Consider the following 12,919-nt stretch of genomic DNA (forward strand, 5'->3'; position numbering starts at 1 on the left):
ACCTATGCCGATCTCAAGGACACCGCCGCCATCCGCTACGCACCGCCCCGTGCGGGGCCGGAAGCGGCTCCACGGCGGTGCCGGAGCAGGCTGTCGGCGGACGAGGGGGCCGGCCGGTTCAGGCGGGGCGGTTCTTCGCGGGGGTGGGGGTGGCGCGCAGGCGCTGGGTGTGGCGGTCCTGGAGTTCGCTGGTGCGGTGCAGGAAGTCGGTGATCACCTTGATCTGCTCGACGCTGTAACGGGTGAGCACGTCCCGCTGCCCCTCCTCGACGAGGGGGGTGAGCAGCTCGTAGGCGCGGCGGGTGGCCTCGGGAGTGGCGCGGACGATCGTCTTGCGGCGGTCGGTGGGGTGGGGGGAGCGGGTGATGTAGCCGGTCTTCTCCAGCCGGTCGAGCATCGTGGTGGCACTGCCGGTGGTCAGGCCGAGGCGTGCGGCCAGGAGGCTGGGGGCGGCCTCGGCGACTTCCTCGATGAGGATTTCCAGGCAGCGCAGGTCGGTCTCGTTGACGCCCATCAGGCGCGCCGTCTCGCGGTCGGAGTCGTCGACGGATGCCTGGTAGGCGCGGATCGCCATGCCCAGCTCCGTCATGACCGGCGGCATTTCACTTGACATTCGAGCCACTCGCCTTTCAAGCTATCCACATCGCTCGGAAACCAAGATACCTCAGCTCCGAGCTACTCGATAGATGAGCGTTGCCGGCGCGATCCCGCAGCCCTCGCCCCGTTCCCTCCCCCTTCACCAGGAGTCCCCGCCATGCCCGAGATCTACATCCCGCTGACCGACGACGAGCAGACCACGCTGCGCACGGCCGCCTACGGCGCCGTAACCCTGGTCTCCATGGCCTACCCGGGCGTCTGGTCCTCGGCGAAGGTGAACATCGTCGGCTCCAAGGTCCTCACCGGCTCCACCGGCACGGTGGGCCGCGTCCTGTCCGGCAAGGGCAAGGTCGATCTCAAGGGCGACACGACCGCCGACATCGCCGATACCGTCCTGGCCGCGGTCAAGGCCACTCTCACCACGCTCCGGGCCAAGGACCCGGCCGCGGCGGACGAGTTCCAGCGGGCGGTGACCACCGCGGTCCGTCAGGCCGCCGCCTCCGCCAGGAAGGGCACCAGCCCCGCCCAGACCGACATGATCGACAAGATCACCGCCGCGTTCGCCACCGCCGCCTGATCACCCGCGCACCGCGCAAAGGAATCCCTCCCATGCCCCACCGCACCACCCCCCGCACCGCCGAGCCCGGCCCGCCCCCGGCCGCCGGCGCCAGGCGCGCCCCGGCGGCCACCCGCCGCGGCCTGGCCATGTTCGTGCTGATCTTCGCGTCCTTCATGGACCTGCTGGACGTCACCATCGTCAACGTCGCTCTGCCCTCCATCCGCGACGACCTGCACACCACCGCATCCCAGGTCGAATGGATCACCGGCGGCTACACCCTCGCCTTCGCAATCACGCTGATCACCGGAGGCCGCCTCGGCGACATCTTCGGCCGCAAGCACCTGTTCCTCACCGGCGTGGCCGGTTTCACCGTCGCCTCCCTGGCCGCCTGCACGGCCACCGACGGCACCATGCTCGTCGCCGCCCGCATCACCCAGGGCGCCTTCGCCGCCCTGATGGTCCCCCAGGTCCTCGCCAGCGCCCACGCCCTGTACAGGCCCAAGGAACGCGCCGCCGTCCTCGGCATCATCGGCGGAGTCACCGGCATGGCCGCCGTCATCGGCCCCCTCCTCGGCGGCTGGCTCGTCACCGCCAACGCCTTCGGCCTCCACTGGCGCGGCATCTTCTTGATCAACATCCCCGTTGGCCTGCTGCTCATCGCCGCCGCAGCGGCCTGGGTGCCCAACACCCGCTCCGCCCACCCCCTCAAGGTCGACATCGTGGGCGTACTGCTGTCGGGCACCGGCCTCGCCCTGGGCGTCTACGCCCTCGTCGAAGGCCGGTCCCAGGGCTGGCCCGCCTGGATTTGGGCCATGCTCGCCGCCTCCCCCGTCCTGCTCGGCATCTTCGCCGTCCACCAGCGCCGCCGCGCCCGGACCGGCCGCTCCCCGCTCGTGCCGATGAATCTGTTCGCCGACCGCGGCTTCGCCTCCGGCAGCATCGTCAGCCTCTCCTTCCAGGTCGCGATGGCCGGCTTCTTCCTGGTCATCACCCTCTTCGTCCAGCTCGGTCTCGGCTTCTCCGCCATCCGCGCCGGCCTGGTCCTGCTGCCCTTCGCCCTCGGCTCCATGCTCGCGTCCGCCGTCTCGGTGCCCCTGGCCGCCAAGGCCGGCAAGCCCCTGGTCGTCCTCGGCGCCCTCGCCCAGGCCGCCGCGACCCTCTGGACCCGGCACGCCGTCGCCGCCCACACCCACCTGAGCGGCACCGACCTGATCGGCCCCATGGCCCTGGGCGGCATCGGCCTCGGCCTGCTCATCGTGCCCCTGGTCGACCTCGCCGTCGCCACCGTCGACGCCCGCGACGCCGGCGCCGCCTCCGGGGTCTTCTCCACCTTCCAGCAACTCGGCGCGTCCCTGGGCATCGCCGTCACCGGAGTGGTCTTCTTCAACGCCATCGGCACCCGCTTCGACTTCCCCGGCATCCGACAAGGCATCCTGCACGCCACCCTCGTCACCATCACCGCCTACGGCCTGTGCGCCATCGCCGCGCTCTTCCTCCCCAAGAGCAACGCCATCCGGCACCACACCCCCGACGCCAAGCAGGAGAACACCGACAGCCTGATCCCCGCCTGACAACCCGTCGCCCCGCGTATCGCCGCCTGCACTCAGCAGGCGGCGACGCATCCACGTCCGGCGAGGGTTCCAGCCCCCCGGAGCAGGTCCTTCAGCAATTTGTGCGCACGGATGCCGCGTTCCTGCTCGCTGGTGCGGGGCGGCCGCATTTTCCAGCACAGGTTCCCACCGGGCTGGGATGCGCCCTACGAGGCCTGCGGCGTCACGCGGTTGAGGACCGACGTGCGCAGGGCCGCCGGGTCCACGGCGAGCGCGGTCAGGACCTCGAGGGCGAGGCCTTCGCCTTCTGCGACGAGGCCGAGCAGCATGTGCTCGGTGTCGATGCGCTGCTGCCCGAGGGCGCACGCCTCGCGCACGGTCAGTTCCAGGGCCTTCTTGGCGTGCGGAGTGTAGGCGGGCCGCGGGAAGTGGAAGGCCCCGGGGCCGAAGGTGTCGTCGGCGCGGCGCTGGATCTCGGCGACGTCGATGCCGATCGAGGCGAGGGCGTCCTTCGCCGCCTTGCCGCCGGTCGCGGTCACCCCGGACTCCGCCAGGAGCCGTACGGCCTCCTCGCGCGCCTGCACCAGGTCCACGCCGTGTTCGCGGAGCACTTCGCCTGCCGTGCCCGCGGTCTGGGCCAGGCCGAGCAGGATGTGCTCGGTGCCGATGAAGTCGTGCCCCAGGGAGAGAGCCGCATCCTGGGAGGCCACCACGGCCCGCTTGGCGAGCTCGGTGAATTGATCGAACACGTTGACTACTCCTCCTTGCCCATGGCCTTGCGCCGGCTTGCGTGCTTCTCGTGGACCGACTGCCTGCTGACCTGCAGTGCCGTCGCAACGGCCTGCCATGTCCAGCCCTGTTCACGGGCGTTGTCCACGTGCAGGCGCTCCAGCTCCTCCAGCAGGCGCCGCAGCGAGACGACGGCCTGCAGCCCGATGGCGGGGTCCTTGTCGGTGACCCGGCCTGCCAGTTCGGCGGCCGGTGAGTCCTCGGCGCTCATGCCGTCAGGATTCCCTGACAGCGCGGGTGCGTCAAGACGCCCTGACACAACAGGGGAAGCATCACGCGGAGCCGCCGATCCTGCGGCGCAGCACGCGCCCGCAGTTGCGCGCGTACACCCGCTGGAAGGCCGGGACCAGCGGCCCGGCGGCCCGCGTGTACCAGCGCGCCGGGCGGCTGAAGGCGGTCACCGTCAGCCGTACGTCCTCGGCCCCGTCGAGGGTCACCACGAACGACTCCTCGCCGCATTCGGGGTGGCCCTGCAGCGTTCCGTAGGCGAAGCCGGCCCGCCGTCCGTCCCGTACGGTCCACACCACCTCGCAGGGCGCGGCGATCCGCAGCGGGCCGCGGGCCAGGACGGGGGTCACGACGACGCCGGGCGCGGCGGACGGTGTGCCGGGCGCGATGCGCACGCCGGCGGCCCGGTGCATGGTCCAGTCGAGCACCGCGTCGGCGGCCGCTTCGAACACCGCCCGGCCGCGGCCGAGGTACGTGGTTTCGCGCAGGTGGTGGTAGCCGTCGGGCAGTTGGTGCTGCCGGGTGGCGCCCACCTCGGGGTAACTGAAGGTCGTCATCGGCTCCCAGTATGCCGACCGGCTCCGGCGGGGCCGTCCGGGGCTGCCGCGAGCCGTGTGACGTCGACCGAGCCCGCGCCGGTGGGCGGTTGGGGCAGCAGGGCCCACAGGGCGAGCAGGGCGGCGCAGGTGGCGGCGAGGGCCGCCAGGCCGCGGCGGCCGGTGGCCCAGCGGGCCCGGAAACGGACGGGGTCCTCGACCAGCAGCTTGGACAGGACGGCGGCGGCGAGCGAGGCGGTGACGATGACGCCGGTACGGGACCACCCCGCGAGGCCGAGACGGTCCTCGTCCAGGAGGAGGTAGAGGGGCCAGTGCCACAGATAGAGGCTGTAGGAGACGGACCCCAGCCCGCGCAGCGGACCGCAGCCCAGGGCGCGGCCGACCGGGGTGCGGGGGGCGTGGGCGAGGAGGGCGATGAGGAGGGCGGCGCCCAGGGCGTGGAGGAAGAGCCCGCCTTGGAACAGGTTCGGCGAGTCCTGTCCCTGGACGAGGAACCAGTACGCGCCCAGCGCGAGGGCCAGGGCCGCGCACAGCAGGTTCGCCGCCCGTGTGCCGGTGCGGGCGACGAGGGCGCGTACGGGGTCGGTGGCGGCGAGGGCGCCGAGGAGAAGGGAGAAGGCGCGGGTGTCGGTGCCTTCGTAGACGCGCGTGGTGTCCGCGGGATCGACCAGCACGATCATGAGGGCGAGGGACAGGAGGGCTCCCGCGCCGGCGACGGGCGCGAGGTACCGGCGCGTGGTGCGGCCGCGCACGAGGAGCATCAGGACCAGGGGCCACACCACATAGAACTGTTCCTCGACGGCGATGCTCCACAGGTGACCGAAGACCCGGGTGTCGCCGGCGCCCCAGTAGCCGACCTGGTCGGCGATGAAGTGCCAGTTCACGAGGTCGGCCACGACCCAGGGGGTGTCCTCGCGCGCGAACCGCAGCAGGTGGGGCGGACCGAGGGCCGCGGTCAGCAGGAGCGTACCGGCGACCGTGACGGCCAGCGCGGGCAGCAGACGGCGGCAGCGGCGCCCCCAGAAGGCGACGAGCCGGACGGTCCCGCCGTTGCCGGCCGCCTCCTTGAGCAGCAGGGAGGTGATGAGGAATCCCGACAGCACGAAGAACAGGTCGACGCCGAGGAAGCCGCCGCCGAAGTGCCCGGCGTGGAAGAGGAGGACGCCCAGGACGGCGAGTCCGCGCAGACCGTCCAGCGGCGCGATGTGCCGCCCGGCCGCCCGGTGACGCCGGCTGCCGTCGTGGTGGGTGGGGGGTGTTGCTGTCTGCACGGACACGAGCCGTCCTTTCCTGCTCTCCTTCCGGGCGGTCGTCAGCTGCAGCCGAGCTTCGAATAGACCTTGTCGCCGGTCCAGGAGCCCTTGGCCCACTGGTCGGGTGCGGCCGGGGTGAACCCGTAGGGCTGGGCGAGCTCCCTGCCGAACCAGCTGGCGAAGGCCGCGGAGCCCTGCTGGCAGGCGTGGACGCCGTCCTTGCTGCGCTGCGCCTTGTCGGCCTTGCTGTCGGTTCCCCACAGGGCCGACGCGTCGAGGAAGCGGACCGTGTCCGGGTTCTTGTCCGCGACCTCCTTGGCGGACTTGGGCGCCGTGCCCATCTCGGCCTCGTGCTTCTTGTAGAAGTCGTCGATCGTGATCGGCGGGGCGGAGACGATGACGAGCCGGGCCCCGGCGTCCTTCGCGGCCTTGGCCAACCGCTCGTAGCCCGCCCGCTGTTCGTCGGGCGTGCCCCAGTCGAAGGTGGTGATCTGGTAGGCGATGACGTCGGGGTGGACCGACTGCACCTTCTGCGGGAGCGTGTCCCACGTCGACTTGCCGAGGTCGCCGACGACCCCGCCGCCGCCCGCGGCGGCCATGGAGGTCACCTCGACGCCGCCCGCCTTCAGAGCGGCGCCCACCGCGGGGGCCTCGCCCTCGGCGATGGAGTCGCCCATCCACAGCAGCTTCGAGAGCTTCCCCTTGTCCTGCGAGCCGGACGAGCCGGAGGAACCGGACGAGCCGGCGGCGCCGGAGTCCTTGCGGGAGTCGTCGCCGGACGCGCCGCAGCCGGCGGCGGCGAGCACGGTGACGGCGGCGACCGCGGCCATGGCGGCGGCTGCGCGGGGCCGGCGGCGCTGTGCACAGGTGGAAGCAGGGGAAGCAGTGGTGTCGTTGTTCATGCCGTCGAGGCAAACACCCGCGCACCGCCCGCCGGGAGGCCCGTCATCGCCTCGTCACACACCGCGCCGCACCCGGTCACACAGCACGCCCGCACCGGTCACGAAGGCCCCGCCCGGCACACCTGTCATCGAACCATCACACGACGCACGAAGTCCGGTCACAGGCGTCCGGCAAGGTGGTCGGCGGCGCCCGATCGGACCAGTTGGAGAAGAGCGACAGACCCATGGCACGAGTGCTGCTCGTCGAGGACGACCCCGCCGTCCGGCAAGGCGTCCTGCTTGCGCTGCGCCGTCGCGGCCACGAGGTCGAGGTGGCCGGCAGCGGCGAGACCGGGCTGCTCGCCCTGGAACGGTTCCGGCCCGACCTGGTGCTCCTGGACCTGATGCTGCCCGGCATGAGCGGGCTCGAAGTGTGCCGCCGCATCCGGGAGTCCAAACAGCTGCCGATCATCATCCTCTCCGCGCGCGGCGACGAGATCGACACGGTCGTGGGCCTGGAGGCGGGCGCCGACGACTACATCGTCAAGCCGGCCAGCGGCGAGATCCTCGGAGCCCGGATGAAGGCCGTGCTGCGGCGCGTCGTACCCCCGGAGGACGACGCGCCGGGCGCGGACCCGGCGGCCGGGACCGGGGCGGAGCAGTACGGGGCGCTCACCGTGGACCGCACCGCGCTGATGGTGGCCAAGGACGGTGCGGACGTCACGCTGGCGCCCTCGGAACTGAAGCTCCTGCTGTTCCTCACCTCCGCCCCCGGCCGGGTCCACACCCGCCAGCAGCTGCTGGAACAGGTGTGGGAGCACTCCTTCTACGGCGACGTCCGCCTCGTGGACGCCTGTGTCAAACGCCTGCGCACCAAGATCGAGGACGAGCCGCGCAGCCCGGTGTACATCCAGACCGTGCGCGGTTTCGGCTATCGCTTCGGCCCCGTCGTATGACCGGCGGGATCCGGCGCCCCCGCGGCCTGCGGGCGAGTCTCGTTTCCGCCTTTCTCCTCGCGACGGCCTTCGGTGCCCTGATCACGGCGGTGCTCATCGTCCACCAGGCCCGCTCGGCCATCGTCGACCGCACCCAGAAGTCCGCGGTCCGCGATCTGCGGGCCCAACTCGACTCCCTCGCAACGGGTTTGCCCTCGCCTCCCGGGGAGGCGGACCTCCGCAACCTGAGCGCCCAGCTCGACGTGGCCGGCGGTGCCCGCAACTGGCGCACCACCGCCACCTACGCGGGCGGTCCCCCGGTCACCGCCTCCGGCACCCCGGCCGCGGCACCCGTCCCCGATGCGTTGCGCAAGGACGTCGAGGACGGCCGCCGGGCCGGTTTCCAGCGCACCGAGTACGACGGGCACACCTGGCTCACCGTCGGCATGCCCGTCGCCTACGCGCCGGACGACCGCACGCACGAGGACGCCGGCCGCCCCAGCGGGCTGACCGTCTACGCCTCCTTCCCCCTCGACGCCGACGAGGCCGACATCGCCGCCCTGATCGGGGCCGCGCAGTTCGGCGTCGCTCCGGCGCTCGTGCTCGCCCTGGTCCCGGCCCTGTACGCGGCCCGGCACGTGCTGCGTCCGGTGCGGCGCCTGCATGCGGGCGCGGAGCGGATCGCCTCCGGCGAGCTCGGCACCCGCCTCGACGTCACGGGCAAGGACGAACTCGCCTCCCTCACCCGTACGTTCAACACCATGGCGTCGGCCCTGGAGAAGGACGACGCCGAACTGCGCCGGCTGGAGGCGGGCGCCCGCCGCTTCGCCGCCGACGTGGCCCACGAACTGCGCACCCCGCTGGCCGCGATGGCGGCGGTGACCGAGGTCCTCGACGAGGACGCCGACTCCGGGGTCCTGCCCGACGACACCGCGGACGCCGTCCGGCTGATCAGCAGCGAGACCCGCAAGCTCGCCCGGCTGGTGGAAGACCTGATGGAGGTCTCCCGCTTCGACGCCGGTGCGGCCCGCATCGCATGGGACGACGTCGACCTGACGACCGTCGTCACCAAGTCGCTCCAACTGCGCGGCTGGAACGACAACGCCCTCGTGACCGCCGACCTGCCGGACGAACTGCCGGTGCGCATCGATCCGCGCCGGATCGACGTCGTGCTGGCCAACCTTCTCGACAACGCCCTGCGCCACGGCGGTCCCCCGGTCGCCCTCGCCGCGCGCGCCATGGACGGGGAAGCCGTCGTGACGGTGACCGACCACGGCCGGGGCATCCCCGACGACGTGCTCCCGCACGTCTTCGACCGCTTCTACAAGGCCGACTCCGCCCGCACCCGTTCCGAGGGCAGCGGCCTCGGCCTGGCCATCGCCCGGGAGAACGCCCGGCTCCACGGCGGCACCCTGACCGCCGCGAACTCCCCCGGCGGCGGGGCCGTCTTCACCCTCGCCCTCCCCCTCGACGCCCGATCTCCGGAGGCGACATGAGAGCCCGGCACACGCTCCTCCCGACCGCGGCGGCGCTGCTGCTCCTCGGCACGTCCGCCGCCGGCTGCGGCATCTCCGGCACCGGCCCGGTCCATGCGGGCGCCCCCGCGTCGGGCATCCGGCAGCCCGGCACCGAAGCGCACGACGTACGGCTGTACTTCGCGGGCCCGTACGGCATCCGCGCCAGCACCCGGCCGGCGGACCGGCCCGTCACCCCGCAGCAGGCTCTGGACCTGCTCCTGGCCGGCCCCAACGCCGCCGAACGCGACCGCGGCCTGGTCAGCCAAGTACCGGCCGGGTCCGGCACGTTCAGTGCGACGACGGAGCCGGGTGCCGTGGATGTCCGCGTCCCGGTGAGCGTGGCCTCCGGCCAACTCGATGTGATGGCCATTTCCCAGATCGTCTGCACCGTCGCCCATGCCGACGTTCCCGGCGGCCGGCCCGCCACGGAGGTCGATGTCCGCATCCACGAGAGCGGTGTCCGCATCCAGGAGAACACGGCCGAGCAGGGCCCCTGGACCGTCCGCTGCGGCCCGAACGACACCGCCCTGCCGGCCACGGGACCGGGGAACAAAGCCTCCTGAGCAGCCGGTCACTCGGACCGCACGGCGCGGTCGTAGGGGTCGACCAGTTCGTTCGCGCACACGCCGGGGTCGAGTCCGGCGGACAGCAGCGGCGCCGTGCGCATGCCACTGAGTAAGATCCAGCCGGGCCTCAGGGGAGGCCACGGGGGTACGGGGGAGGAACGATTCGGCATGCGCACACTCGGAGTGGACGACCCGACGCACGTGGGGCCGTTCCGCACGGTCGGGGTGCTCGGACAGGGCGGCATGGGACAGGTGCTGCTCGGGGTGGCCCCGGACGGGCGGTTCGTGGCCGTCAAGCGGGTGCACGCCGACCTGGCGGAGGACACCGGGTTCCGCTCCCGGTTCCGGCGGGAGGTGGACGCCTCGCGGCGGGTGTCCGGCGCCTACACCGCGCCGGTCGTCGACGCCGACCCGGACGCGCCGACCCCGTGGCTCGCCTCGCTGTTCCTGGCGGGCCCCTCGCTGAGCGAGGCCCTGGACGCGGGCGGGGCGCTGCCCGAGGACGCGGTGCGGCTGCTCGGCGCCGGACTCGCCCAGGCCCTGGACGACATCCACCGCGCGGGGCTCGTGCACCGCGACCTCAAACCGTCCAACGTGCTCCTGACCGAGGACGGCGTACGGGTCGTCGACTTCGGGATCGCCCGCGCGGCCGACCACGAGACGAAGCTGACCCACACCGGCGCCCTGATCGGCTCGCCCGCGTTCATGTCGCCCGAGCAGGTCCGGGGCGAACAGCCCGGCCCGGCCAGCGACGTGTTCTCCCTCGGCGTCACGCTCGTCACGGCCGCCACGGGCCGGACCCCGTTCGCCGGGGACTCGCCGTTCGCGCTCATGCACGCCGTCGCCCACGACCTCCCCGACCTGAACTCCGTGCCGCCCCTGCTGCGCCGGATCGTCGAACCGTGCCTGGCCAAGGACCCGGCCGCGCGGCCGACGCCCGCGCAACTCCTCCAGTTGATCGGCCCGTTGGCCCCCTCCGCGCACCCCTGGCCGGAAACGGTGTACGGGCAGATCGCGGAACGCCGGGCCTGGGCGGACCGGCTCGCGGCCACGCCCGCCCCCGCGCCGCCCCCGCCCGCCTTCCCTCCGACGGTGCTTCCCGCGCCGCGCCGCCGACCCCGGTGGCGGACCCCCGCGATCGTGACGGGCGCAGTGCTCGCGACGACGGCGGCCGCGGTCCTGGCGATCGGCCCGGACAACGTCTACTACGCGGCCTTCCCCGAGCCGGTACCGACGCCCGGCTCGACCCCGCTCGCGCAGGTGCGGGACAAGTACACCAAGACGGTCCCGACCTGCAATCAGGTCGCCCGCAGCATGAAGGCCCCGTCCTCCTTCGGCAAACCCGGGGGCAATTTCCCCGACAAGGTGTTCCAGTACCGCGACGGCGAAGGACACACCCACCCGCAGAACGCCTGCACCTGGGACACCCGCTCCGGCGACCGGATCGACATCACCTGGGACCTCTACCTCTCCCACCCGGGCGGACCCACCGGTGCCGAGCAGGCGAAGAAGCACTACGAGGGCTTCTACATGCGGGGCAGCACCCCGCGCGACTCCGGGCTCGGCTTCGTGGAGGAAGGCATGTGGCTCAAGGACTCCGACGAGAACAGCTGCGTGCTCTACGCCCGGGACGTCAACCTGGAGCTGTTCGTCGCAGTCAAGGGCGTCCACTACCCGAGGGGCACCTGCGAGGACCTCACGAAGGACATGGCCCGCCAGAGCGTGGCGGCGGTGAAGTCCCTGTGAACGCACCGCACTCCATACCCGGCATACCCGCCACACCCGAGAAGGCCGGGCCGTACATCCTCCTCACCGAGCTCGGCCGGGGCGGCATGGGACGCGTCCTGCTCGGGCTCGCGCCGGACGGCCGGCCGGCGGCGGTGAAGCTGGTGCACGCCCGGCACGCGGCCGACGCCGGCTTCCGCTCCCGCTTCCGGCGCGAGGTCGAGGCCTCGCGGAAGGTGTCCGGCGCGTACACCGCGGCCGTCCTCGACGCCGATGCGGACGCCGAACAGCCCTGGCTCGCCTCGGTGTTCGTGGCCGGCCCCTCCCTGGGCGCGGCCGTGGAGCGCGCGGGCGCACTGCCGGAGGGGGCCCTGCACCGCCTGGCGGTGGGCCTGGCGACGGCCCTGGGCGAGATCCACCGGGCCGGCCTCGTCCACCGCGACCTCAAGCCCGAGAACGTCCTGCTCGCGGAGGACGGCGCCCGCGTCATCGACTTCGGCATCGCGCGGGCGGCGGAGACCGGGGACGCCACCGAACTCACCGGCACGGGCTGGGTGGTCGGCTCGCCGCCGTTCATGTCGCCCGAGCAGGCGGAGAGCCGCGAACTGACCGGGGCGAGCGACGTGTTCTCCCTCGGCGCGGTACTCGTCCTGGCGGCGACCGGCCGCAGCCCCTTCGCCGGCCCGTCCGCCCTCCAGACCCTCTACAACGTCATCCACACCGAACCCGACCTGAGCGGCGTGCCGCATTCCCTGTACGGGATCGTCGCCCGCTGCCTGGCCAAGAACCCGGCCGACCGGCCCACGCCGCTCGAACTGCTCGCCCTCCTGGGCCCGGTGGCCCCGGCGGCCCGGCCGTGGCCGCCCGCCGTGCACCGGATGGTCGACGAACAGCGGGCCCGGGTCGAGGGCCTCCTCGACGGCGACCCCGAACGGACGGCACTCGTGCGGGGCCCCGGCCCCGCCGCCCCGCGGACGGCCGTGCTCACCGCGTACAACGCCCCCGCCCGGCCGCCCCGCCGCCGGCGCCCCGTGACATGGGTGACGGTGGGTGCGGTGCTCGCGGCGGGGCTCGGCGCGGGCGCCTACCTGCTGCTGCGCGACGACAGCGGTGGCGGCCCGCCGGACAAGTACGTGACGATGCCGGTGTGTTCGGAGGCCGTGGCCAAGCTGCCGCTGCGGGAGGAGCGGAGGAAGGACAAGGACATCGCCCGCGAGGATTCGGCGTCCGGGAAGACCGAATGCTCCTGGTACGACAGGGATCAGCCCCAGCCGGACGGCTGGAACTGGTCCCCCAGCGCCGACGTCTCGTGGGAAGTCTTCCGCTCGGACCCCCGCAAGAACGGCACGGAGAGGCAGCAGAAGGACTTCGCCGACAGCGCGAAGAAGGAACGGCGCGAGACCGGCCTCGGCTTCGGCGACGAGGCCTACTGGCTGACCTCCGCGTATTCCGCCCATTCCGCGACCGAACGGAAGAGCTGCCAGCTCAACGTCCGCGACGGCAACCTCGCGATACGGGTGTACCTGGACGGCACCAAGCACCCTGCGTGCGAGGCGGAGGCCCGGGACATCGCGCGGGCTGCACTGGGGGCGATGCCGCCGAGGGCGGAGTGACCGAACAGCGGCAGGACGCTTTTCTCGATGTCATGGGGGCACCGCACCGCCCCGACTCCGGAAACGGCACCTGGAATTCACCTGCCAGACGTGCACAAGACTTCCCCTGCCGCCGCTTCTGACGCATCCTGTCCGCGTCCGCGACCAAC

At 72.7% G+C, this 12,919-nt stretch carries 13 protein-coding genes; 7 read left to right on the plus strand and 6 right to left on the minus strand.

The features are described from left to right. Positions 1–118: 118 nt before the first annotated feature. On the minus strand, positions 119–613 hold the full coding sequence (locus ACLHRZ_RS08165) for a MarR family winged helix-turn-helix transcriptional regulator (RefSeq protein WP_490417608.1): 495 nt from the start codon (positions 611–613) through the stop codon (positions 119–121). A gap of 141 nt (positions 614–754) precedes the next feature. Here ACLHRZ_RS08165 and ACLHRZ_RS08170 point away from each other — a divergent pair, with 141 nt between their 5' ends. Both ACLHRZ_RS08170 and ACLHRZ_RS08175 read left to right on the plus strand, forming a co-directional pair. Next, positions 755–1,174 carry a hypothetical protein gene (locus tag ACLHRZ_RS08170; protein WP_490417609.1) on the plus strand — a complete coding sequence of 140 codons (420 nt, stop codon included), beginning with the start codon at positions 755–757 and terminating at the stop codon, positions 1,172–1,174. A gap of 32 nt (positions 1,175–1,206) precedes the next feature. Then, positions 1,207–2,727 (plus strand): DHA2 family efflux MFS transporter permease subunit, encoded by a 1,521-nt coding sequence (locus ACLHRZ_RS08175; RefSeq protein WP_490417610.1) that lies wholly within the window; start codon positions 1,207–1,209, stop codon positions 2,725–2,727. Between the two features lie 185 nt (positions 2,728–2,912). Here the strand turns inward: ACLHRZ_RS08175 and ACLHRZ_RS08180 are convergent, their stop codons facing one another. From ACLHRZ_RS08180 to ACLHRZ_RS08200, 5 genes are all read right to left on the minus strand, one after another. Further along, positions 2,913–3,455, minus strand: a complete 543-nt coding sequence (locus ACLHRZ_RS08180) for a Clp protease N-terminal domain-containing protein (RefSeq protein WP_490417611.1) — start codon at positions 3,453–3,455, stop codon at positions 2,913–2,915. 5 nt (positions 3,456–3,460) lie between these two features. After that, complete coding sequence (locus tag ACLHRZ_RS08185) at positions 3,461–3,706, minus strand: hypothetical protein (protein ID WP_490417612.1); 246 nt, start codon at positions 3,704–3,706, stop codon at positions 3,461–3,463. A 61-nt stretch (positions 3,707–3,767) separates the two neighbouring features. Continuing rightward, positions 3,768–4,280, minus strand: a complete 513-nt coding sequence (locus ACLHRZ_RS08190) for a DUF1990 domain-containing protein (protein ID WP_490417613.1) — start codon at positions 4,278–4,280, stop codon at positions 3,768–3,770. Continuing rightward, a complete protein-coding gene (locus tag ACLHRZ_RS08195) occupies positions 4,277–5,551 on the minus strand; it encodes an acyltransferase family protein (RefSeq protein WP_490417767.1) in 1,275 nt (424 codons plus the stop codon). The genes ACLHRZ_RS08190 and ACLHRZ_RS08195 overlap by 4 nt, the downstream gene beginning before the upstream one ends. A 41-nt stretch (positions 5,552–5,592) precedes the next feature. Beyond that, positions 5,593–6,435 (minus strand): SGNH/GDSL hydrolase family protein, encoded by an 843-nt coding sequence (locus ACLHRZ_RS08200; RefSeq protein ID WP_490417614.1) that lies wholly within the window; start codon positions 6,433–6,435, stop codon positions 5,593–5,595. A gap of 224 nt (positions 6,436–6,659) precedes the next feature. Between ACLHRZ_RS08200 and ACLHRZ_RS08205 the strand changes: the two genes are divergently transcribed. The 5 genes from ACLHRZ_RS08205 to ACLHRZ_RS08225 all read left to right on the plus strand — a co-directional run bounded on the left by ACLHRZ_RS08205 (position 6,660) and on the right by ACLHRZ_RS08225 (position 12,770). Next, a complete protein-coding gene (locus ACLHRZ_RS08205; protein ID WP_490417615.1) occupies positions 6,660–7,370 on the plus strand; it encodes a response regulator in 711 nt (236 codons plus the stop codon). Further along, positions 7,367–8,845 carry an ATP-binding protein gene (locus ACLHRZ_RS08210; protein ID WP_490417616.1) on the plus strand — a complete coding sequence of 493 codons (1,479 nt, stop codon included), beginning with the start codon at positions 7,367–7,369 and terminating at the stop codon, positions 8,843–8,845. The genes ACLHRZ_RS08205 and ACLHRZ_RS08210 overlap by 4 nt, the downstream gene beginning before the upstream one ends. Further along, positions 8,842–9,429 carry a GerMN domain-containing protein gene (locus ACLHRZ_RS08215; protein ID WP_490417617.1) on the plus strand — a complete coding sequence of 196 codons (588 nt, stop codon included), beginning with the start codon at positions 8,842–8,844 and terminating at the stop codon, positions 9,427–9,429. The genes ACLHRZ_RS08210 and ACLHRZ_RS08215 overlap by 4 nt, the downstream gene beginning before the upstream one ends. 171 nt (positions 9,430–9,600) lie before the next feature. After that, complete coding sequence (locus ACLHRZ_RS08220; protein ID WP_490417618.1) at positions 9,601–11,178, plus strand: serine/threonine-protein kinase; 1,578 nt, start codon at positions 9,601–9,603, stop codon at positions 11,176–11,178. Then, the gene (locus tag ACLHRZ_RS08225; protein ID WP_490417619.1) at positions 11,175–12,770 is read left to right on the plus strand and encodes a serine/threonine-protein kinase; all 1,596 of its coding nucleotides are present in this window, start codon (positions 11,175–11,177) and stop codon (positions 12,768–12,770) included. Before ACLHRZ_RS08220 ends, ACLHRZ_RS08225 begins: the two co-directional genes overlap by 4 nt. The last annotated feature ends 149 nt before the right edge of the window (positions 12,771–12,919 follow it).

The organism is Streptomyces sp. AM25 (assembly GCF_058146165.1).